14 protein-coding genes are annotated in these 21459 nt (G+C 54.0%); 12 read left to right on the forward strand and 2 right to left on the reverse strand.

All coding sequences use genetic code 11. The annotated features are described in order from the left end of the window. Positions 1-12 precede the first annotated feature (12 nt). From E1J53_RS09740 to E1J53_RS09755, 4 genes are all read left to right on the forward strand, one after another. Entirely contained in the window at positions 13-1344 is a 1332-nt protein-coding gene (locus tag E1J53_RS09740) for a mechanosensitive ion channel family protein (RefSeq protein ID WP_134272737.1), read from the forward strand. A 1090-nt stretch (positions 1345-2434) separates the two neighbouring features. Continuing rightward, positions 2435-2791: a hypothetical protein gene (locus E1J53_RS23955; protein WP_173021423.1), complete on the forward strand. Its 357-nt coding sequence runs from the start codon at positions 2435-2437 to the stop codon at positions 2789-2791. A gap of 398 nt (positions 2792-3189) precedes the next feature. Then, entirely contained in the window at positions 3190-4038 is an 849-nt protein-coding gene (locus E1J53_RS09750) for a cyanophycinase (RefSeq protein WP_134272738.1), read from the forward strand. 488 nt (positions 4039-4526) lie between these two features. Continuing rightward, on the forward strand, positions 4527-5345 hold the full coding sequence (locus E1J53_RS09755) for a hypothetical protein (protein WP_134272739.1): 819 nt from the start codon (positions 4527-4529) through the stop codon (positions 5343-5345). A gap of 156 nt (positions 5346-5501) precedes the next feature. Here the strand turns inward: E1J53_RS09755 and E1J53_RS09760 are convergent, their stop codons facing one another. Further along, a complete protein-coding gene (locus E1J53_RS09760) occupies positions 5502-6314 on the reverse strand; it encodes a PhzF family phenazine biosynthesis protein (RefSeq protein ID WP_154640172.1) in 813 nt (270 codons plus the stop codon). 188 nt (positions 6315-6502) lie between these two features. Between E1J53_RS09760 and E1J53_RS09765 the strand changes: the two genes are divergently transcribed. The 6 genes from E1J53_RS09765 (at position 6503) to E1J53_RS09790 (ending at position 16927) form a co-directional block, all read left to right on the forward strand. Beyond that, positions 6503-6841: a LytTR family DNA-binding domain-containing protein gene (locus tag E1J53_RS09765; protein WP_134272740.1), complete on the forward strand. Its 339-nt coding sequence runs from the start codon at positions 6503-6505 to the stop codon at positions 6839-6841. A 333-nt stretch (positions 6842-7174) separates the two neighbouring features. Then, positions 7175-7717: a 3'-5' exonuclease gene (locus E1J53_RS09770; RefSeq protein WP_134272741.1), complete on the forward strand. Its 543-nt coding sequence runs from the start codon at positions 7175-7177 to the stop codon at positions 7715-7717. A gap of 1293 nt (positions 7718-9010) precedes the next feature. After that, entirely contained in the window at positions 9011-12334 is a 3324-nt protein-coding gene (locus tag E1J53_RS09775; protein WP_173021424.1) for a VCBS repeat-containing protein, read from the forward strand. After that, positions 12331-12927 (forward strand): hypothetical protein, encoded by a 597-nt coding sequence (locus tag E1J53_RS09780; protein WP_134272743.1) that lies wholly within the window; start codon positions 12331-12333, stop codon positions 12925-12927. The genes E1J53_RS09775 and E1J53_RS09780 overlap by 4 nt, the downstream gene beginning before the upstream one ends. A gap of 9 nt (positions 12928-12936) precedes the next feature. After that, entirely contained in the window at positions 12937-16338 is a 3402-nt protein-coding gene (locus E1J53_RS09785) for a VCBS repeat-containing protein (RefSeq protein ID WP_134272744.1), read from the forward strand. A gap of 13 nt (positions 16339-16351) precedes the next feature. After that, positions 16352-16927 carry a hypothetical protein gene (locus E1J53_RS09790; RefSeq protein ID WP_134272745.1) on the forward strand — a complete coding sequence of 192 codons (576 nt, stop codon included), beginning with the start codon at positions 16352-16354 and terminating at the stop codon, positions 16925-16927. A 544-nt stretch (positions 16928-17471) separates the two neighbouring features. On the opposite strand, the gene E1J53_RS09795 is transcribed toward E1J53_RS09790, so the two are convergent. Beyond that, complete coding sequence (locus E1J53_RS09795; protein ID WP_134272746.1) at positions 17472-18077, reverse strand: DUF4291 domain-containing protein; 606 nt, start codon at positions 18075-18077, stop codon at positions 17472-17474. A 342-nt stretch (positions 18078-18419) separates the two neighbouring features. Between E1J53_RS09795 and E1J53_RS09800 the strand changes: the two genes are divergently transcribed. After that, positions 18420-20255: a hypothetical protein gene (locus E1J53_RS09800; protein ID WP_216650031.1), complete on the forward strand. Its 1836-nt coding sequence runs from the start codon at positions 18420-18422 to the stop codon at positions 20253-20255. A 363-nt stretch (positions 20256-20618) separates the two neighbouring features. Next, positions 20619-21326: a hypothetical protein gene (locus E1J53_RS09805; protein WP_134272747.1), complete on the forward strand. Its 708-nt coding sequence runs from the start codon at positions 20619-20621 to the stop codon at positions 21324-21326. Positions 21327-21459 lie beyond the last annotated feature (133 nt).

Here is a 21459-nt window from a genome sequence, read left to right on the forward strand (position 1 = left end):
ACCCTTATCGTTATGCTAGAGGAGAACTTGCTCAACCTGAACAACTTTACCTTAAATCTCAAAGGCCTGCTAACGTTAATCCCGGCCCTATTCGTAGCCATTTTTCTTTACCGGCGTTTTTTAGGTAAGCTCCGCCGCTCAGAAACTACTCGAGAAGATGTAGGAAAAATCGGTAGGGTAGGAGTAATCTGGATAATACTTGTAGTCGCAATTGCTGTCCTGGCCTCTCTCGACCTGAATCCTACGCTGGTGAATTATAGCTGGGGAGGAACCACCCGAACCCTAACGCTCCTACTTCTTCTCGAAATATGTGGTATCGTCGGTGCGGCAATCCTATTAGATTGGATCATCGAGAGCTACCTGAAATTATCTATGAAGAATTCCGATGATGACTCTGGTCCCGCTCCTAAAGAGATATCAAGAGTGGTCCGTCCAGTTATCTATCTTCTAACCGCCCTTATCCTGACGAAATTATTAGGGGTTGATTTTAGCCTTTGGAACCAAGGGGTGACCAGCGAAGCTCCGGCTTTCAACCTACAATTTTCTGGTCTGCTTTTTGGTCTGCTCGTATTATCCATAGTACGAGCTGGTGTTTGGCTGGTCACCAAGCAAATTCTACCACGGTATTACCGCCGGAAGGAGATTGCTTTGGGTGTTCGCTTTGCCATAAATCGTCTTTTTTCCTACTTCATCTACCTCTTTTCGTTTCTCCTCATCCTGGAGAATGCAGGGTTCGATCTCGTCGGCCTCTGGACTGGTGCCGCGGCCCTCCTTGTTGGTATCGGGATTGGATTGCAACAAACCTTTAATGACCTCATCAGCGGGATCATCCTGCTGTTCGAACGCTCCGTTGAGGTAGGGGATATGGTGGAGGTAAACGGCTTGGTTGGCAGGGTGCAGAAAATTAGCACCCGTACCAGCTTAATTAAAACGCGCGATAACATCACTATTATCGTCCCTAATAGTAAAATTGTTGGAGAGAACGCTATTAATTGGAGCCACCATGATAATAAGGCTCGATTCTTCGTGGAAGTAGGTGTCGCTTATGGCTCACCGACTAAGCAAGTCCGCGAAATTCTTCTGGGTGTCGCCGCCGCTCACGGTAGAATCCTCAAGCACCCAGCTCCATTTACTCGCTTCAATGATTTCGGTGCTTCTTCTCTCGATTTCCGACTGTATTTCTTCACCAACTATTACGAAGTCGTAGAAGACACTAAGAGCGACCTTCGTTACGAAATCGATGAGGCTTTCCGCCAATACGATATTCAAATTCCTTTCCCTCAACGGGACCTTTGGATTAAGAACCCAGAGACTTTACAGCCAACGGCCTCCCCTGCGGGATGACCGATTTAAATATTGGATTCTACATGTTGGTAGAACCCTTTTCCACCATGTTCAGAGATGTAAAGGGCCCTTGTATCTTTGAGCTTCTGCTAACTAAGTTATATCGACAAAAGTGCTTTTTGTCACTTTGTGAGAGCAAAGAAGAGGAAATCTTAAGGAACAATCTCAACATTATGCCTTGATTAGAATTATGTTCAATTTTGGGATAATTATGCCTCTAGTTTCATAAATTTTCACCCTAGTAGTCTTCTAGTAGGGCGCAACACCCCTTCTAGCCTCTGTTCTCTACGATTAAAAAAGATTTGGCAGATTGAGTACAGGTTTGAATAGATGAAAAAATTAATATGTTTCCTCTCTTGGCGATTTAAAAACAAAATGTTTGTTTTGTAGTGCAGCAGGATGGACCAAAAAAAATCCCCTTGACTCCTACCAATACACACGTCCGGCGCATACGAGAACTGCTGGCTCTCGATCTGGCTAATCCTAAGGACAAACTTGCTCTTCAGATGCTGCTCTTGCAAATCTATAGTGGTCGAGATCAATTTACTGGGATTGATCAAAAGAGGCCCTATACTCCGGACAAAACGGACAGTGAAGAAGAATAATTTTTCCTATCCTCAGGCAAGGAAAATTAAAGGCCTAATCGCTAAAGTCAGCCTGATCAAATTCTTAATTTGAATTTATATCGCTGTAGATCAGTTAATTGTGTCAGGTTTTCGATTCCACCCGAGACCACAACCAATGGTTGTGTTTGGTTGGGCTGCTTAGCGGTCCACCCGAGCCCACAAGAGAAACGCTCCACTCCTTCGGGACTGGGGCGTTTTTCATTTTTTGGCTGGTGTTTAAATGCGCTTTGCGTTTGGCTTCGTCGGTTCACCCGAAATCACTTGAAAGACTATGCGAGTATAGTTGACGTAATGCAGGATAATATCTGATCCGGCATATCCATGGGCAATCAAGAGAATGATATTCCACCTGGATTGCCAGGACACGATGGAATAAGAACAGTAGTAGCTCAAGAGATTGATTACTTAGTGGCTAGAGGGTACATTTATGACCCATACGTGCCTGGGGACTTTAAGATTAAACAATGTATAAGCAATTACCCGAAGACATCGCGGCAAAAATTAGTCAAGACTTTACCGATGAGGATAAGGACGAAGTACGGCTTATATTGACGGAAACATTTACGGAACACCATAATGTTGGCACAATAATCCAATGTATTAGGGCCATACTTTTTCTTTCCGAAGGCGATGTTAGCAAGGTACGAGACTACTGTTTACCTTATTTAAGTGAAGATCCGAGAGATTTGATAATGGAAGCGGTAGAAGCCGCTGGAAATCCCGGTCACTGGTTTGGAATTCCATTTGATGAGATGGAGTATTTTACCGGAGAGCTTCCGGAAAGGAAGTCCAATGAAGAAGGCGACAATCTACCTTTTTGACTTTTATGCCAACTATTTAGCCAAACTAGCCTTGAGCTGAAACGCAAGTAGTAAGTCCGCTATGGCCTTCTGCTCGTTGTTCGAAATCTTGACGAGGGCGTTTTTCAATTTAGGACTGATGGTTAAATGCGCTTTGCGTCTGGCTACACCGGTCAACTCCGAGACCACAAATCCAAATGCTGTTTGCTCTTGTAAAAGGGAGCTTAGCCTAGTTGATTTGCAGAATTCGATGGGGTTCAAATCCACCATCAGAAGCCACCTAACTAGCATTACCGTATTTTGCCGCCAATCGCGGATATCTTCCGGATTGCTCCCCTAAGCGCCAGGGTGCCAGTACCCAAGCTTGTGCGCTGTTTTGTTCCCCAAAACAGTAGTCCAAGCAAATCAACCAGAAAGCCATGAAAAAAATCCACCTCCTCCTCACCCTCTTAACCCTAAGCATGGCACTCGCCGCACAATCCCCGGCCACCACCGGGCCGGAAAAAGGATCCTTGGTCATCGTCGGTGGTGGTGGAGCCGGTGAGGAGATTCTGCTGAAATTTATTGAGCTCTCCGGAGGGATGGACGCCCCGATGGTGGTCATCCCCACCGCCGCAGGACGACCCGCCTACGATCAAGAGGCGGGCGTGGCGAAGACCCTGCGCCGTCTGGGTGCCACCCAGGTACGGGTGTGGCACACGTACGACCGCGAAAAAGCCAATGATGCGGCGTTCACCGCGCCCCTAGAAAACGCGGGTGGGGTATGGTTCGGCGGCGGTCGGCAATGGCGGCTGGTGGATGCCTACGCCGATACTCGGGCGGAAAAACTATTCTGGGAGGTACTGAATCGGGGCGGCGCCATCGGCGGCTCCTCGGCGGGGGCTACGATCCAGGGCTCTTATCTGGCGCGGGGAGACACGAAAAACAATCAGATCATGATGGGCGACCACGAAGAAGGTTTTGGCTTCGTAAAAAACGTCGCCATCGATCAACACGTCCTCGCCCGTAACCGGCAGTTTGACCTGTTTAACATCCTGGACGAACGGCCAGAACTGCTCGGCATTGGCCTGGACGAAAAGACGGCCATCATCGTGCAGGGGAATACCTTCGAGGTCCTTGGCCGCAGCTACGTGCTGGTGTACGACCGCAGCTTTTGGTCGAGGGAAGGAAGTAACCTCAAGGAGTTACCGGCGGCGAACCGCCAGTTTTACTTCCTCCGATCGGGGGATCGGTACGATATGCTGAAGCGGGAGATTTTGGTGGATTGAGGCGGCAGTGGTTCCTCAAGAATTATAGGCAGGTTAATCTAGCCGAGAATTCGGATGCCGTCGTAAATATGTAGAAGTACGACAAATTCCCCACCACGACTCCAAACCGAAACGTTGCCCCGCCCAGCCCCACGGCTGCCCCGCCCAATCCCCCCGGCACCCCGGCTGAGCACGAGGGTTCCGCTTCGCTGCACCTGCGCACCGTCGCCCTAATGATGCTGCCCTTCAAAGGACTTCTCCTCAATTCTGGGGTGATCAAGACCCGACATCCTCATCTTGCAAGATTGGTCCTCACCGACCAGTACCTCAACAAGCGTTTCAAGTAAACCTTCTCAAGTCCCCCATTCACTTTTCTTCACCACCATTAGGCCATTTTGGCTGCCGCAGGTGCCGGGAAAACCCCGCGGCCACGGTGGTCGGTTGCCTCCGACAAAACAATAAATCCCCATTCCTTCGCATTTTAGCGGGGAATAACTGATCACTTTGCTATGCGCCACACGCTTTGCCTAATTCTCTTCTGTTCCCTCAGCCTCACCCTTTCCGCGCAGACCTTCTCGGCCATTTACCAACCCTCGGATAAGAAAGTCCGGCAGGTGGAGCGGGCCGGCTGGGAGGCCTTTCTCGCCGAACACCAGCAGCAAAATGCCGCCGGTTACCGCCTCACCGACCTGGAAACTTACCGGGACGGTGGCGAAGAGCGCCGCTACATCGGCATTTATACCGAAAGTCCACTGCCCGATTCCCTGGGGCGAGCCAGCAGCTGGGCGGAATTCATCAAGCTCAAGCGCAAGATGGCCAAGGCGGAATACACCATGATTGACGTGGCGGCCGTGGTGCACAACGAAAGCGACTACGACTTCTACGGCATCTGGGTCAAGGAGGCCAACCCCACCATCCATAAGGTGTGGCTACTGGACAGCCGCGAAACCATCCTCAAGCGGACCCGCGCCATGGCCAAGGACCGCTTCAAAATCAAGCGGGTCCACGTCCTGGACGTGCCCAACGGCGAACCCTCCTTCGTGGTCCTCTACCATTTTTCCCCGATCAACCGGTACAACTTTCTCTACTTCGCCAATACCGCGGAAGAATTCGCTCAGGAGATGAAGGAGCGCAAGGGCAGCAAGGTGGAGCTGATCGATTACGACGAGTTCCGGGAAGGGGACAAGGTGCAGTACGTCGCCATTTTTCAGGACGGTGATTACGACAGCGATTTCGTCTCCCGCCAGAGCCTGGAAGCCATCCGGGAAAAGGAAAAATCACTGGACGCCAGCCGGGGACTGCGTATCGTCAATTTGAGTGTGGACTAATTGTGGGCTGTTCCGTGAGGTTTCATCAGCGATTCCTGCGGAATCGTTGCAGTTCAGTAGGGCAAACGGTAGCGGCAGGAAATTTCCTGCCGCTACTAGAAATTTCAAGGGCTTGATCGCCAAATGATTGATGCACATAATAGCCCAGGCCTAGCGCTACCCCTCGCTGTCCAGCAGCATTTGTCCGGTGAGGTAAGTAACGGCCGAGCCGGTCAGCCGCACTTTTTTGCCCTTCATTTCGCAGATCAGCTCTCCGCCGCGGGCGGAAATCTGGCGGGCCTCCATCTTTTTCTTCTTCAGGCGCTTGGACCACAGGGGTGTCAGCAGGGTGTGTGCCGATCCCGTCACCGGATCTTCGTCAATCCCGTAGGCGGGATAAAAGCACCGGCTGACAAAATCGTGCTTCTTGCCCGGAGCCGTAGCGATCAGTCCCCGGTACTTCTTGAGGGCTTCGAGCATCGGAAAGTTGGGGGAAAGTCCGCTGAGTTGCTTCTGGTTTTTGAGGACGACGAGGATGTCGTCCGTACCGGCAAAAACGGCCTCCGGTTTTAGGCCCCCCAGGATTCCCCGCAGGCCCTTGGGGCTGCGGATGGGCTGCGGGACTTCGGCGGCAAAGTCCATGCTGTAGCGCCCGTTGCCCTCGGGCCGCACCACGATGGTGCCCGCCTCCTGGGTTTTGAAGCGCATGGTTTTCAGTTTTTTATCTCCCGCCTGGTAGAGGATGTGCGCGGAGGCCAGCGTGGCGTGGCCACACAACCGTACTTCACTGGCCGGAGTAAACCAACGAATGTTGAATTTTCCCCGACCGCGGATGGCGACAAAAGCCGTTTCGGACAGGTTGTTTTCCGTGGCAATTTTCTGCATCAGCTCGTCGGGGGGGAAATCCTGCACGGGCACGACGGCGGCGGGATTGCCGCCAAAGAGCGTTTCCGTGAAGGCGTCTACCTGGTAAAGTGGGAGGTTAATCATAATGTTGAATTAGTAAAATTTTTCCGAGTATGATAGCGCCAACGGTGGACCCCGCAAAACTTTAATCCATTAATTCTGAGGATTGAGGTGACCAAAATGGCGACTGGCCGTCACAAATTGCAAATCGACCAGCTACTTGCTTACTCGCATTCTCAGTTTGGGAACTTAGCTCGCTCATAAACTAAACCATGAATTACTTTAACGTGCCTACCGATCATCTGTTCTTAAGGGAGGGAACCAACTACATCAAAATTCCCCTCGCCGATATCCAATTCATCGAAGCTGACGGCAATTACGCCTACCTGCAAACGGAACAAAAACGTTTTGCCGTCAAACGTTCCCTGTCCGCCATCATGGAGGGTCTGCACGCGCCCACCTTCGTCCGCGCCAGCCGCGGCACCCTGGTGAACTTCGACCGGGTTGATCGAATTAGTTTTGCCGCCGGGACCATCCAATTGGGTGATCATACCATCAAAATGGGCAAGGCCTACCACGCAGAAATCAAGAGCCGGATGCCCCGGCTGTAATCTCACGAAAATGTCCATCCGACCGTAATTTTTCCGATGGCACTGGGCCCTGGCCCCCTCCCGGGACCCACTGTACGTCAGAAACTGTTTACAATTTTCGTCTCTCTGAAGTTATCCCTCAGTTATCAGGCCGTCAAAGGCTTGCAAAGACACCATCGGCCAAAGCCGATTGGTGTCTTCTTTTTTGTTTACATTTGGGCTCCGCCGAAAGACAGATGTCTGGCATGTTGGAATGCTATGAACACAGTTTACTATTAATCATCCATCGATTCGAGGTGTCTGCTCTTTCGGTGGTTTTCTCATCCTTGCCCGAATTATCCGTACCCATAAGGCGTGAAATTCATCGTATACGATATTGAGGCCACCTGTTGGGAAGGACGTCCCCCCGGAATGACCCAGGAGACGATCGAAATCGGTGCGTGCGAGCTGGATCCCTACGGGAGAGTAACCGGTTCCTTCAGCCGCCTGATCAAGCCCGTCCTGCACCCCCAGCTTTCCTACTTTTGCCGCAACCTCACCCGCATCGACCAGAGCGACATCAACCGGGCGCGGGATTTTGTGCGGGTCATCGAAGACTTTCAGGATTGGATCGGCGTCGATTACGAAGAATATCTCCTGGCCAGCTGGGGGAAGTTCGATCAGCGGCAGCTGATGGCGGATTGCCAGCTCCACCGTCTGGATGATTACTGGCTCGACCACCACATCGACCTCAAGGAGCAGTACCGGCAGATTCGCCAATTGCCCAAGAAGCGGGGACTGAAATCCGCCGTGAAACACGAAGGCTTCAGTTGGGAAGGTGAACAACACCGGGCCCTGGTGGACGCTCAGAATACGGTGAAGATTTTTCAGCAGCTCATCGATATGTGGCAATATTAGGCGCGATGAAGCAGGATCTTCCCCGTCGATTAGTGCAAAGTTGTAACCCTTGTGGGAGCATAGAGATATAACCCTCTTCTCCTGTATGTTTTTCCTCAATAAAATGCTTTTTGGTATTAAATGGAGTTGTGATGTGGGAGTCTACTCATCACTGATTTTTGACAAAGACAGTCATTTTTTCTACTATGCGAGTTTGGTACTTTTGTCGGCCAAAAGTACCGCAAAAGCCTTCCGTCTAAATTGCCGGCTTAACGGGCTCGCGGCACTTTTGGCGCCTACGAAATTGAAACTCGCCGCACACTTCTTTTTTCAAAGAACACCTATCGATTGTCGAATCCTTGTTTTTCAAGTAATCACCAAGTATTGGCTCAAACACCAATTCCGCTTCACGGCCCAAAAGCACCGCTCTCCCTACCAGCAATTAAGGCCGGGTATAAGATTTTTCTCGTTGCTGTCTTTGATTAAAGTATTTGCTACTACCAAGCTTTCTTAGTGGTTTGTTCCGGGTTTTCCCTGCTACCCCCTTTTTTCGGCCTTCGTCATCGGTAGGGAATGGAGGCCTTTGCGACCGTTAAGCAAAGCTGGTGTATGAGCACCCCCAAAGCTTTTAAAAAAGTACCCATTGATGTGTAACCGATCGGTGGTTTTTTGTCCACTAAATTGGTTGCGAGTTTCGGCTTTGTAGGTCAGCAAAGGTCTCCATTCCCGTTAAGCCGATGATGCAGCCGAGGGCTTTTGGCTCCACCTTTTGGCCAGCAAAAGGTGGAAAACTTATGGGGTCGAATTGTTCTTGGCGCTTTGGAGTAAATTTAGAGGCTTCTTACGCCCCCCATTATTTAGCCACTGCATTCATCTGACCAAAATTAAAAATAAGTTGCGATCTCAATTTTTGGTAAGGAAGAACTAGAAAGAGAATAGACTCAGCTGAAAAAACAATCTGTGTGCCATCAGAAGAGGTATAACTCTACCCCGTCCCACACCCCAACGACACTAGTGCCGAAAAAGGTCAAATAGAGATCGATCATTGAAGTCCATACCAGTGCTAAGGCGAATCGGTCGGTCATCCTTCTCCCGACCAATTATCCAGACAAGCTCTTATTAAGCCTTAGGCCTAGGCTGTTCCGTGAGGTTTCATTAGCGATTCCTGCGGAATCGCGGCAGTTCAGAGGGGCAAATAGTAGCGGCAAGGCATGCCTTGCCGCTACTAGTAAATTCAAGGACTTGATGGCCACAGGGTTAATTCACGGAACAGCCTACCCTTACATCACAAGGCCGTATCTTCGCGCTCCCTTTATGATGCGACACAAGATCAAGGCATTGCTGGCGCTTGGCGTGCTCCTGTTCCTCCAACAGTGTGGAAAGGAAGCCCAACCCACGTTCGGGGATCAATCCAGCGTTCCCGCGGACGCTGCGTTCTCCCTCATGACCAGTCCCGGCAATAACCCCACCGGGGTGGACTTCGAGAATACCCTGACCTACACCGAACAGCTCAACCCCTACACCTACCGCAATTTCTACAACGGCGGTGGGGTAGGGATCGCGGACTTCAACGGGGATGGTCTTCAGGACATCTTCCTCACCGGAAACCTCGTCGGCAACCGACTCTACCTCAACCAGGGGGGCTTCAACTTCCTCGACGTCACCCGGGAAGCCGGGGTGGGGTGCCCGGACAGCTGGAGCACCGGCGTGGCGATCGTGGATATTGACGCCGACGGGGACCAGGACATCTACGTCTGCAAGGCCGGCCCTCCGGCCGGCGAAAAGATTCCCGGCATGACCGGCGTGCGCCACAACGAACTCTTTCTGAACAACGGCGACGCCACCTTCCGGGAAGCCTCGGCCGAGTATGGACTGGATATCGTGGGATTGTCCGTCCACGCCGCCTTTTTCGACTACGACCAGGACGGTGACCTGGACGCCTACCTGCTCAACAACTCCACCCGCTCCACCACCGGCTATGACCTGCGGGAGGGACTCCGGGAAATACCCGATCCGGAGGGCGGCAACAAACTGCTGCGCAATGAGGGTGGCCGCTTCGTGGACGTGAGCCAGGAAGCCGGCATCTATTCCTCCAATATCGGCTTCGGACTGGGCGTAACGGTGGGGGACGTGAACGAAGACGGCCTGCCCGATCTTTTCGTCAGCAACGACTTCTTCGAGCGGGATTACCTCTATTTCAATCAGGGCGACGGCACCTTCCGGGAACAGCTCACGGACTACCTGCCGGAGATCAGTCAGGGAAGCATGGGCGCCGATTTTGCCGACCTGAACAACGACGGCCTGCCGGAGCTCTTCGTCACCGAAATGCTGCCGCGCACCGAGGAACGGCGCAAAACCAAGGCGGCCTTCAATGGCTGGAACCGCTACCAGCTCTACCGCGACAAGGGATATCACCAGCAATTCAGCCGCAACGTGCTGCAACTGAACCGGGGCGACGGTCGCTTCAGCGAAATCAGCCGCCTGGCCGGAGTGGACGCCACCGACTGGAGTTGGGGCGCCCTGCTCTTCGACATGAATAACGACGGCTTTCGCGACATCTTCGTGGCCAACGGCACCGGGAAGGACCTGCTCGATCAGGATTACATCAACTTCCAGGCCAACCCCGCCGCCATCCGGCGGATGGTCTTCGAGGAGGGAAAGAGCGTTACCGACGTAATCGATCAGATGCCCAGCGAAGCCCTCGTCAACGGCGTCTTTGCGGGCGGAGACGGGCTGCAGTTCCGGGAAGTGGCCGGGGAGTGGGGCATGGACCAGAAGACCTTCAGCAACGGGGCCGCCTACGGCGACCTGGACAACGATGGCGACCTCGACCTGGTGGTCAATAACATCGATGCCCCGGTGGGCATCTACCGCAACAACGCGGCTACCTCCGGACAACTCTTGCACCTGCGCGCCGCCGCCGCCCCAAATCCCGACGCCATCGGTGCTCAGGTTTTTGCCTACTCGGAAAAGGGCCTGCGGTACGCGGAACTGCACCCCATGCGCGGCTTTCAGAGTACGGTGGACAAACGCCTGCATTTTGCCGGAGCACTGGACTCCGTGCTCATCCGCTGGCCCAACGGCGATTGGGAATCCTTCGTGTCGGTTACGGAAGCGACCATCTGGAGCCTGAAGCAGGGAGAGGGCAGGAGCAGAACGTCGGATGCGCGCCCCCGACCGGCGGCTACTAAAGGTTCGGCCTTCACCTTTACCATCGAAGACACCAAAGCCCGGCACGAAGAAGACCGGCCCCAGGAATTTGACCGTGACCCACTATTGTTTCTGGGCCTCAATAATGAAGGCCCGGCACTGGCCCTGTCCTCCGACCGTCAGTGGTTGTACCAGGGCGGAGCCGCAGGGCAGAACGGAACAATGTTCTGGGTAGATGATCGATTTTTCTTGAAGGCAACCCCACTGCTACTTCAGGATCAAAATGCCGAAAACACCGACGCCGTCTTCTTTGACGCCGACGGCGACGGCGACGAAGACCTCTACGTGGCCAACGGTAGCCACCAGTTCGGACCGGCTTCCACGGCACTTTTCGATGTCTTATACTTCAACGAGGGTAGAAAATTCCGGCGGGGCAAACAGGTGCTGCCCTCCGCCCGTAAACCGGTTGCGTCTTCCTGCGTGCGACCCCACGACGTCGACGGCGACGGCGACCTGGACCTCTTCGTGGGTGGCCGGCTGCGGCCCGGCCTGTACGGGGTGCCGACCGAAAGCTTCCTGCTGATCAACGACGGACGGGGAGCGTTTGCACCCGCCATCGTCCCGGAACTGGAACGCATCGGCCTGGTGACCGACGCCCACTGGGCTAACGTCAGCGGCAACGAGCGCGAAGAGCTGATCGTGGCCACGGAGTGGGGGGCAATAAAGATCATCAGCTTTGATGCCGCCGGCCGGATCACCGGAGTTGAGTCCATTTCCGGTACCGCGGGCCTGTGGCACGGCCTGCACCTGGCGGACGTAAACGCCGACGGTCGGCTGGACATCCTGGCCGGAAACCAGGGACTCAACAACCGCTTCCGGGCCACCGTCGATCAACCAATGGAGCTGCACGTCAACGATTTTGACGGTAACGGGCGGGCGGAACAGTTGCTGACCCAGTTTGCCGCAGACGGCAAATCCTACCCCCTCAACCTCCGCGACGATTTGGTCAAACAAATGCCCGCACTGCGTAAGCAGATTCCCGGCTACGCCGACTACGTGGGCAAGACGCTGGCGGACCTGTTTCCCGCCGACATCCTGGAGCGATCGGAGATCGGTCGGGTGGAGACGCTGGCTTCCATCGTGCTGCTGAACCTGCCCGACGGATGGACCCCGAAAGATTTACCCCTCGAAGCGCAACTGACCCCCCTGTATGCCTTAACCACCACCGACCTTAACGGAGACGGCCACCTGGACGTGCTGGCGGCCGGTAACCAGACCGTCGCGAAACCGGAAATCGGCATCAATGCCGCGGGATTCGGGTCGGTGTTACTGGGTGACGGTACGGGAAACTTTACGGCCCTCGGTCCCGCCGAGACGAATTTGGTCCTGCGGGGAGACGTGCGGGCCCTGGTTCCTGCCGGCACCGGCCGGTGGTTGGTGGGGCGTTCCGGGGGATCAACTGCATTACTTAAACTACAAACCCGATGATTCGCTACCCCTGGTTTCTGGCCTTTTTCGGGCTGCTCTTTTTCACCTCCTGTCAAACCGATGATCGTCCACCGGAAGAACGGTACGCGGAAGCCCTCGCGGCCGGCCTGGCCAGCAAGACGGTGACCAATGACCTGTTCCTTGGCCTGGAACTGGACATGACGGACCAGGAATTCTACGACCAGTGCACCCGGCTGAACCAGCAGAAAAAGATCGTGATGGGATCCGGTGGAAACCGAGTCAATTACGCGATGTCGGAGGAACTGGATCGTCCGGCGACGATGACCTTTTACCCGGATTTCAGTAAGGATGATCCGCGGCGGATCCTGGCCATGGACTTGGAAATCAGCTACGACGACTGGTCGCCCTGGAACCGGGACGCCAGCAGTGCCGCGCTGATCAAAGATTTGTACACCTACGTGAAGGAGGAGTACGGGAATGATATTATTCCCGTTCCCGACGACCGTTACAAAGTGATCTTCACGCAGGTGAAGAACAACCGCCGCATCGCTTTCTGGATCAAGGACGAACGCATCGTGCGGGTGAGAATCACCGATTTACGGGCCCTGCCCGAAGAACCCCTGGGACTATAGCAAGCCGATATGAAGTATTCAATGAAGAAGTATTTGGCGCTAGCGCTGGTGCCGTGTTTTTATCTGATGAGCTGTGGCGGTCCGTCGGACGAGGGGGGCATTCCTCCCTACGATGGCAGTACCCTCTTCGAGCGGATTTCCCCGGGTAAAAGCGGCGTGGATTTTGCCAACGAGCTGACCTTCGACGAGGATTTCAACATCTACAAATACCGCAACTACTACAACGGGGGCGGTGTGGCCCTGGGGGACGTCAACAACGACGGACTGACGGACATCTACTTCAGCGGCAACCGCGTCAAAAACCGTCTCTACCTCAACCGGGGGAACTTTGAGTTCGAGGACGTAACGGAGGCGGCCGGCGTTGCCGGTCAGGCCGCCTGGAGCACCGGGGTGACGATGGTGGACGTGAACGCCGACGGCTGGCTGGACATCTACCTGTGTAATTCCGGCGATATCGCCGGCGATAACCGCCGCAACGAACTGTATATCAACCAGCGTGACGGGACCTTCCAGGAGGGGGCCGAAGTATTCGGCCTGGCCAACGAGGGCCTGAGCACCCACGCCGTTTTCTTCGATTACGACAAGGACGGAGACCTGGATTGTTACCTGCTCAACAACAGCTACCAGGCCATCGGGTCCTTTAATCTCGAACGCAACGAACGTCCCATCCGCGACGAAAAAGGGGGCGACATTCTTTACCGGAACGACGGCGGAGAATTCAAGGACGTTTCCGAAGAAGCCGGCATCTACGGCTCCATCATCGGCTTCGGTCTTGGGGTCACCGTCGGTGACGTGGACCGGGACGGCTGGCTGGACATCTACGTCTCCAATGACTTCTTCGAGCGGGACTACCTCTACATGAATAATCAGGATGGCACCTTCCGGGAAACCCTCACGGAATCCATGAACTCCATCAGTGCGGCTTCCATGGGCGCCGACATGGCCGACATCGACAATGACGGATACGGAGAAATTTTCGTGACGGAAATGCTGCCGGCCACCAACGAAAGGATCAAGACGGCCACGACCTTCGAAAACTGGAACAAGTACCAGTACAACCTCAAGAACGACTATTTCCACCAGTTCACCCGCAACATGCTGCAGCGGAACAACGGCGACGGAACCTACACGGAGGTCGGCCGACTCGCCGGTGTGGAAGCCACCGACTGGAGCTGGGGAGCCCTGATCTTCGATATGGAAAATGATGGCTACAAAGATCTCTTCGTCGCCAACGGCATCTATCAGGATCTCACCAACCGCGACTTTCTGGACTACATCGCCGACGATGAGTTCAAGCGTGAAATTACCGCCAGCGGCAAAGTGGATTTTGAAAAACTGGTGGACGCCATTCCCTCCAATCCCGTACCCAATGCTGCTTTCCGCAATCTGGGGGCCGGGGAAGACTTTCGTTTTGAAGACGTAGCTGCCGAATACGGTCTTGACCTGCTCGGCTTCTCCAATGGCTCCGCCTACGCGGATCTGGATAACGATGGTGACCTGGATCTGGTCGTCAACAACGTTAACCGTACGGCTACCCTTTACCGCAACCACGCCGAGGAAAAGCAACAAGACAACCACTGGTTACAACTGATCCCGAAGGGGAAGACCGGTAACACCTTTGCCGTCGGCACCAAGGCCACCGTCTTTGCGGGAGAAGACCGCTTTTTCCTGGAGCACATGCCCATGCGGGGTTTTCAGTCCAGCATGGATTACCGGATGCACTTCGGGCTCGGTCCCGTAGCGACCATCGACAGCGTTTTACTGGAATGGCCGGACGGAGAATTCATGGTGGTCACGAATCTGGCGGTGGATCAGCTGGTGACCGTAGCCCGTAGTGGTCAGGTGACGACCAGCCAGTCGGAGAAAGTAAGCGTTCGCTACGCCGAAGGACCGGAAATTGAACAGGAAGTGGCCGAAGCTACGGTCTTCCGTACCCTGGATGATCGCGTGGCCTTCATCGCGAATAACGAACATAAAGAAAATCGCTTCTCTGACTTCGACCGCGACCCCCTGATTTTCCATATGCTCAGTGCGGATGGCCCCGCGCTGTGCGCGGGCCGCTTTGATCGGTCCGGCAACCTCAGCTTCTACCTCGGCGGCGCCCGGGACCAACCCGGTCGGATCAATACCTACGCCCGGGGGAGTTACCTGATTACGGGAGAGGAGGTGACCGCAGAAGACCAGGTCAGTGAAGACGTCGCCTGCGCCTGTTTTGACGCCGATGGCGACGGGGACGACGATATCTACGTCGTTAGTGGTAGTAGTGAGTTCGGTGCGGCCAGCACCGCCCTGATGGACCGGCTTTACCTCAATGAGGGCGACGGTCGTCGGTGGACGAAGAGCAAGCAATTGTTGCCGAACAGCCGCCGGCCCGCAGTGGGCAGTACCGTAGCGCCCCATGACGTAGACGGAGACGGCGACCTCGATCTGTTCGTCGGCTCCCGGATGCGCCCCGGCCTGTACGGAGTACCCACGGATAGCTACCTGCTGATCAACGACGGTAAAGGAAACTTTACGGACGTGGAGGCCGCGGCCCTGAAGGAGATCGGAATGGTCACGGACGCCGTCTGGACGGACCTGACCGGTGACGGAACCGCCGAGTTGCTCGTGGTCGGAGAATGGATGGCTCCCCGGGCCTTTTCCGTGTCGGAGGGGGAGCTTTCCCCGATGAACCTTGAATTTGCCCGACCAGACGGCACGGCCACCGACATGTTGGGGTGGTACAACGACGTGCTGGCGGCCGACTTCAACGGAGACGGTAGAATGGATCTGGCCCTCGGAAACCATGGCCTGAATTCCCGTTTCCGGGCCTCGGAATCGGCACCGGTTATTCTCCACGTCAACGACTTCGATCAGAATGGCTCGGCCGAACAGATCATTTCCACCTATGAAGGGGATAAGGCCTATCCCGTTCCCCTTCTGCACGATCTGGTCAAACAAATGCCGGGCCTGCGGAAACGCTATCTGAAGTACAGCTCCTTCGGGGACCAGACCATGGAGGACATCTTCCCCGCCGAAGTCCTCGAACGTTCCGTACGCTTTGAGGCGACGGAACTCCGCTCGGTCATCCTGCTCCAGCAGGCAGACGGAAGTTTTACCGTTCAGCCGCTGCCGACCAAGGCGCAGGAAAGTCCCGTTTTCGCGCTGGAATCCCTGGACTTTGATGCGGATGGTGACCTGGATATTTTACTCGGGGGCAATTTCTTTTACGCAAAACCCGAAGTGGGCCGTTACGACGCCAGTAGAGGGTTACTGCTGGAGAACGATGGTACGGGGCAGTTCACTGCCGTGAACGCCGGTCGGAGTGGGATAAAGGTCGCGGGGGAAATCCGCGAGATGGTGTCACTGGGCCGGGGGCGTTACCTCCTGGCCCGGAACAACGACTTGCCGGTGATGCTGATGCGGGAGTAAATCAGACTGTTGAATGATCAACCCCGTATCCAACGTGTGGTATACTCCGAGAGGTGTTTTTAGCTCCCAGAGTGGTCAAGAAGCGGAGTGGAAGAAGTACATAAAGTGGTCTAAGTTGACTCACTTGTCAGAGGTAGTGTCACTAGATGGTTTACTCAATAAAATATTGATGAATATAGACTCCGACCATGAAACGATCTGGAAATATTTGGTAGTAGAGGGGCAAGTCGTTACGCCATTTTTTACTTCTCTTGAGTACGTTATTGAAAGCACTAAAGATTTTCTTCCATTTAATTTATTGGCAGTGATACGAGATCCTAGCCAACGAAGGGCCCATTTGGATCACGATTTTGAGTTCATTGGATATGATCTGATCGATAAGGATTTTCAAATCAGTGCTTTAGTGAATTGTGGCGGGTTTGATGAATCATTCCAGCCTGATGACCTAAATCAATTCGGATTGATTTCCCAATGGGGAAATGCGAGAATCATTCAAGCCAAGCTGCGAAAATTAAATCCAGAAGAATTTCATGCTGATTGTGAGATGTTCGAAGTGTGGAGACACAAGACCATTGGAAGGATTAAATAAAGAATTCGTGTGATCTCACACAAGACTTGGTAAAAGCAAATGCTGTTGTTTGCCATTTAACGAGGAAAATCATTTTCCCGGCCTTAATTGCTGGTAGGGGGAGGGGTGCTTTTTGGCCGTGAAGCGGAATTGGTGTTTGAGCCAATACTTAGTGACGACTTGGAATACAAGTAGTCGACAATCGAAAGGCGTTCTTTGAAAAGAGTAGTGTGCGGCGAGTTTCAATTTCGTAGGTCGAAAGGTGCCGTAGCCCGTTAAGCCGGCAATTTAGACGGAAGGCTTTTGCGGTACTTTTGGCCGACAAAAGTACCAAGCCTGGATAGCAAGAATAATGTTTGCCTTGGCTATAGATCAATGATAAAAAGGCTATTGCATGAAACAACCCTAGCGTCTAGCGCACAATTTAGTCAGCCAGGAGATAGGAGGAAAAGGCTTAACTATAGGCCTCCGCGAGGGTTAAAACTTTTCGATAATCATTGGCATTGCAACATTTAGTCTATTGGCCCAACCGCAAGATCGCGTCAGTACTTTTAAATCTTCTCCGTTAGATTTTCCTAATTATCTCCCCCGGAAGCGCCATCACCCGCTCTTCGGGCACCATGGGGTTGCCTTGATGATTCCGTTGTTCCACCACGAAAGGAGTGATGTCGTGGATGCCAACCAGCCATTCCCGGTGGAAACGGTGTAGGGTCTGGCCGCGTAATCCAATCTGAATGGCCTTACGCTCGAGCTTGTTGCCGTAGGGGTCATGGTCAGGGTCCCACTGCAGGCGCACGTCAGAACTGGCGAGGGCTTCCTTCCAGCCTTCCTGATCGGGGTACAGTGTGGGTTGAAACGAAGAATGGACCGCCTCCCGAAGGATTTGCTCCCACCCGGCCCGGGTGACCGCCAGCCGGAGAATCCGCTCCTGGTTGGGTTTGGTGGCCCATCCGGCCCGATACATCATCCACATGAATCCCGGTTTGATCCAGGTCATGCGCCCGTGGCGGTAATCCGGCCCACCAAATTGCTGGTGGGCAACGGCGTAGTCGGCGATGCTGGGTCGGAACGCCTGGTAAACGTAGACGATCGTATTGTCGTAGTCGGCGATGACGTGCTTGCCCCGCTCGGGGAGTTGTGTCTGGAGGGTAGTGTAGGGTAGGAGTTTCATTATGTTAGTTTTGATATTAAACTAAGTGTGTGGCCTAAAAAGTTTCTCCAATCGGAAATTTTTGGTGAGGGATCCGCCAACTAATCATTTTTACTAACCACTTAATCAAGGTGACTAACGTGGAGGGATGGGGTGCAGTAGTCTTGTGTGGTCAACGGTGATGGACTGCTCCACTCACTTCTTGTAATCCCAAAACCCGCGTAAACTACTTCGAACTGATTGCTCCCCACACCTGATGTTTCCCAACACTTTCCGATGGATTTCGGACGGTGATCAGGGGTATTGATGGTAGGGCAGGCCGTGAGTGAAAAGTTTACCCGGGTTTTCAAAACTCCTCATCCCATGTTACGTCTTTATGCGCTTTTGACGATACTTGCTTTCTTCTCCTGTTCCCTTTCCCTGTCCGCCCAGTGCCCCGGTACGGTGGTGGTGGCACCCACCGCAGCCAGCTTTGAAAATGGCATGGATGGATACCTCAACGTGGCCGAAAACTACGGTAATTACACCAACCTCGATTTTCTCATCGGTTCGGGAGCGAGTGCCTTCGACGGTCCCTCCGCCGCAGCGGACGGCAACAACTACCTGTACGTTCCCTTCCGCTACTCCGGTCCGCCGACGGATCCCTACCAAATTGCTGAACTACGCAGTCCCTGCTTTGATCTGACGGGACTGAACGACCCGGAGCTGCACGTTCGCTTTTTCCAGGCGAACAACGCGCGCTCTTCGATTTTCCTCATGGTCAGTCGGGACGGTGGCCTGACCTGGGAATACCCACCGGCCCCCGGTGAGTACGTGCGCTATCAGGCACCCGCCAACCGTCCTCCGGGCTGGTTTGACGGTTTCGTTGACCTGTCACCCTACGCCGCAGAAACCGATTTTCGTTTCCGGATCGGTGTCCAGGCCAGCGCGGAACTCGACATGGATTTTGCCTTTGACCTGTTTACCATCGACGAAAAACGCTGTCCCGTACCGGTGGAACTTGACCTCGTCTCCACCACGACCTCCGGCGCGGCGGACGGAGAAATTGACGTCATCATTTCCGGTGGGGTAGCCCCCTACACCTACGCCTGGAGTAACGGCGCTACGGGAGCTACGGCTACCGGGCTCAGCAGCGGCAACTACTCCGTAACCGTAACGGACGTCAACGGCTGTTTTGGCGTGGCCTCGGTCTACGTTTCGGATCCGCTGGCGTGTAACGGAACCAAAGGTGGAGGCTGGCCCTACAGCTACGATTTTGAAAGTAATGGCCTGGGCTTGCTAAAGCAAAACCGCGACGACGATACAAACTGGCGGCGCCTGACCGGAGATACCCCCACGACGGGGACGGGCCCCCAAAGTTTTATCCCCTTCCCGGCCGGACCCCAGTATCGCTACATCGAGGCGGGCAACGGCAATAATCCCAGAACGGGAGTACTCACGGTGAAAAAATGCCTGAACATGACCTCCCTGACCCAGCCAATTGTTCAGGTGGCCTACAATATGTACGGCATCCACCAGGGAAGTTTCGCCATCGAGGTAAGCGACGATGGGGGGCAGAGCTGGGAGCGGGCCTTTGAAGACACCGGTAACAATGGTTTCATTTGGAGCTACGCTACCGTTGATCTGAGTCCCTACAATTCCGGTCAGACCCGGGTGAGAATCGTTGGCGAGACGGGCGGGACCGGCCCGGAAAGCGACATTGCCATTGATTATTTCTACCTGGGTGAAGCGGGGGGAAGCCTGCAGGCGGAACGTCCCCAAGAAGAGATCGTCGCCGTCAATCAGTTGGAACAGCGCGTGGAATCCCTCAAGGACCAGTGGATGGCCGAGGGCCATACCCCCGCCTTTGGCGACGTCGTCATCGAGGATAACCAAAACCTGCCCCTTCCGGCGGCCGCCGCCGAAGGCTGCGCCACCTGCGTCCTCGATACGGATATCTTCAAAATCTACCCGAACCCCGCGACCGCCGGGAAGGAAGTTACCGTCAGTTTCACCAGTCCCGGAGGTGGCGTAGTCACCATGATTCTCCTGCGAATTGACGGGCAGCCACTGGTGGAAGTCGCGCGTCGGGTTATCCGTGGACCCAACGAGGTCAACTTCATGATTCCCGCCGATCTACCCCCCGGCATCTACCACCTCCGGGTGGTGGGCGCCGACTTCAGTGATGGCAGCAACATCGTAGTCGTCTGGCCTACCTAAATTATAACCTAGAGAGCGTATTCGGGCCGCCGCGGGAACCTTTCCCGTGGCGGCTTTTTGGGGATTTAGGATCGAGGTGAAGGCGAAGGAGAAGCATGATTAAAAAAAAGGGTAAAAGCCACCAAGGAAAGATCAACGGGTTGGGTGTCGGGAGGACATGCCCTGCCACTACCGAGCAGCAAAAAAGGATGGCGATTCCCCCGGAATCGCGGATACTCACCTGGCCGATTACCGCAGCACCAGCGAAATAAGCAGGGGGAAAGCTCGTCGGCCCAGGCGCGAGGAACGAGCTGACTGGTCCGCCGAGCGGAGAAGAAATTACCGGCCATTGCTTTCTCCAAAGAAAACAGGAGGCCAATTTTTATGCAGTTTAGCATTTTAGGACATCCTGTGTCTACTAAATATTTACACATGGTATTGGCCAGCTTTCAAAGCCTTGGCATTTGTCTAATTTGGTTTGTCTTTCTTACCTGCCCACAAATTATTGGAGCACAAGAGCCTGACTTTGACCAGGTCATCACGGATTGGGAAACTGCCTGGAGAGATTCTTTGATCTCGTTAGATACAACGATCATCGAAACCGTAGTTGGCATAACGCGGCGAGAAGGATGCGCTTCGCTAAACTACTTCCTGGGGCCAAAGGAGCCCTACCATTGGGCAAAAGGTAAAGACTCGGATAGTATCGACTTTCGTAGGTTTTCTTCTGGCTTTAGTGATGCATTAAAGTGTGCTATCGTTTTGGCGCTAATCGAGCAGCAGCAGTGTATTCAAGAGATCATTGAAAAATCCTTCGTTAAGGGCAAAAATTGTCCTCTTGATGAAGTAAGGGTTGGGTGTTGGCCAATCTTTGAGTTAATTGTTAATTCTCCCGACACCGGAATCAGGGCGCCAGTAAAGGAAGCTATCCGTCAAAAGGGATTCCGGTTTCATTTCGCACCAAACCCATTTATGGAACACCGTTTTATTCGCCAGCATTTTAGTCAGCTTTGGATTGAGTTATTCTCTCCAGCGGAGTGGGAAGAGCTTCCCAAAAGCCAACTTAGGTATCTCGAAGGATTAGCTAAGGGTTAAGCTGAGAGCGTCCCCATCGGTACCCACGACCGGCCTGCGGAGCAGGCCTTTTCCAGGGTTTGTGCCCTGGCCATCGCCATAAAACCCACGGGCGGCCCTGCGCTTACCCGATTAACTAGGTAAAGCAGTCCTT

Source organism: Lewinella sp. W8 (genome assembly GCF_004375085.3).
GTDB lineage: Bacteria > Bacteroidota > Bacteroidia > Chitinophagales > Saprospiraceae > Neolewinella.

Excerpts from the sequence above, each read along its gene's own strand:
- E1J53_RS09795 (WP_134272746.1), bottom strand. The coding sequence starts at position 18,077 with ATGAAACTCCTACCCTACACTACCCTCCAGACACAACTCCCCGAGCGG.
- E1J53_RS09760 (WP_154640172.1), bottom strand. The coding sequence starts at position 6,314 with ATGATTAACCTCCCACTTTACCAGGTAGACGCCTTCACGGAAACGCTC.
- E1J53_RS23955 (WP_173021423.1), top strand. The coding sequence starts at position 2,435 with ATGTATAAGCAATTACCCGAAGACATCGCGGCAAAAATTAGTCAAGAC.
- E1J53_RS09755 (WP_134272739.1), top strand. The coding sequence starts at position 4,527 with ATGCGCCACACGCTTTGCCTAATTCTCTTCTGTTCCCTCAGCCTCACC.
- E1J53_RS09805 (WP_134272747.1), top strand. The coding sequence starts at position 20,619 with ATGCAGTTTAGCATTTTAGGACATCCTGTGTCTACTAAATATTTACAC.
- E1J53_RS09780 (WP_134272743.1), top strand. The coding sequence starts at position 12,331 with ATGATTCGCTACCCCTGGTTTCTGGCCTTTTTCGGGCTGCTCTTTTTC.
- E1J53_RS09800 (WP_216650031.1), top strand. The coding sequence starts at position 18,420 with ATGTTACGTCTTTATGCGCTTTTGACGATACTTGCTTTCTTCTCCTGT.
- E1J53_RS09750 (WP_134272738.1), top strand. The coding sequence starts at position 3,190 with ATGAAAAAAATCCACCTCCTCCTCACCCTCTTAACCCTAAGCATGGCA.
- E1J53_RS09740 (WP_134272737.1), top strand. The coding sequence starts at position 13 with ATGCTAGAGGAGAACTTGCTCAACCTGAACAACTTTACCTTAAATCTC.
- E1J53_RS09785 (WP_134272744.1), top strand. The coding sequence starts at position 12,937 with ATGAAGTATTCAATGAAGAAGTATTTGGCGCTAGCGCTGGTGCCGTGT.
- E1J53_RS09765 (WP_134272740.1), top strand. The coding sequence starts at position 6,503 with ATGAATTACTTTAACGTGCCTACCGATCATCTGTTCTTAAGGGAGGGA.
- E1J53_RS09790 (WP_134272745.1), top strand. The coding sequence starts at position 16,352 with ATGATCAACCCCGTATCCAACGTGTGGTATACTCCGAGAGGTGTTTTT.
- E1J53_RS09775 (WP_173021424.1), top strand. The coding sequence starts at position 9,011 with ATGATGCGACACAAGATCAAGGCATTGCTGGCGCTTGGCGTGCTCCTG.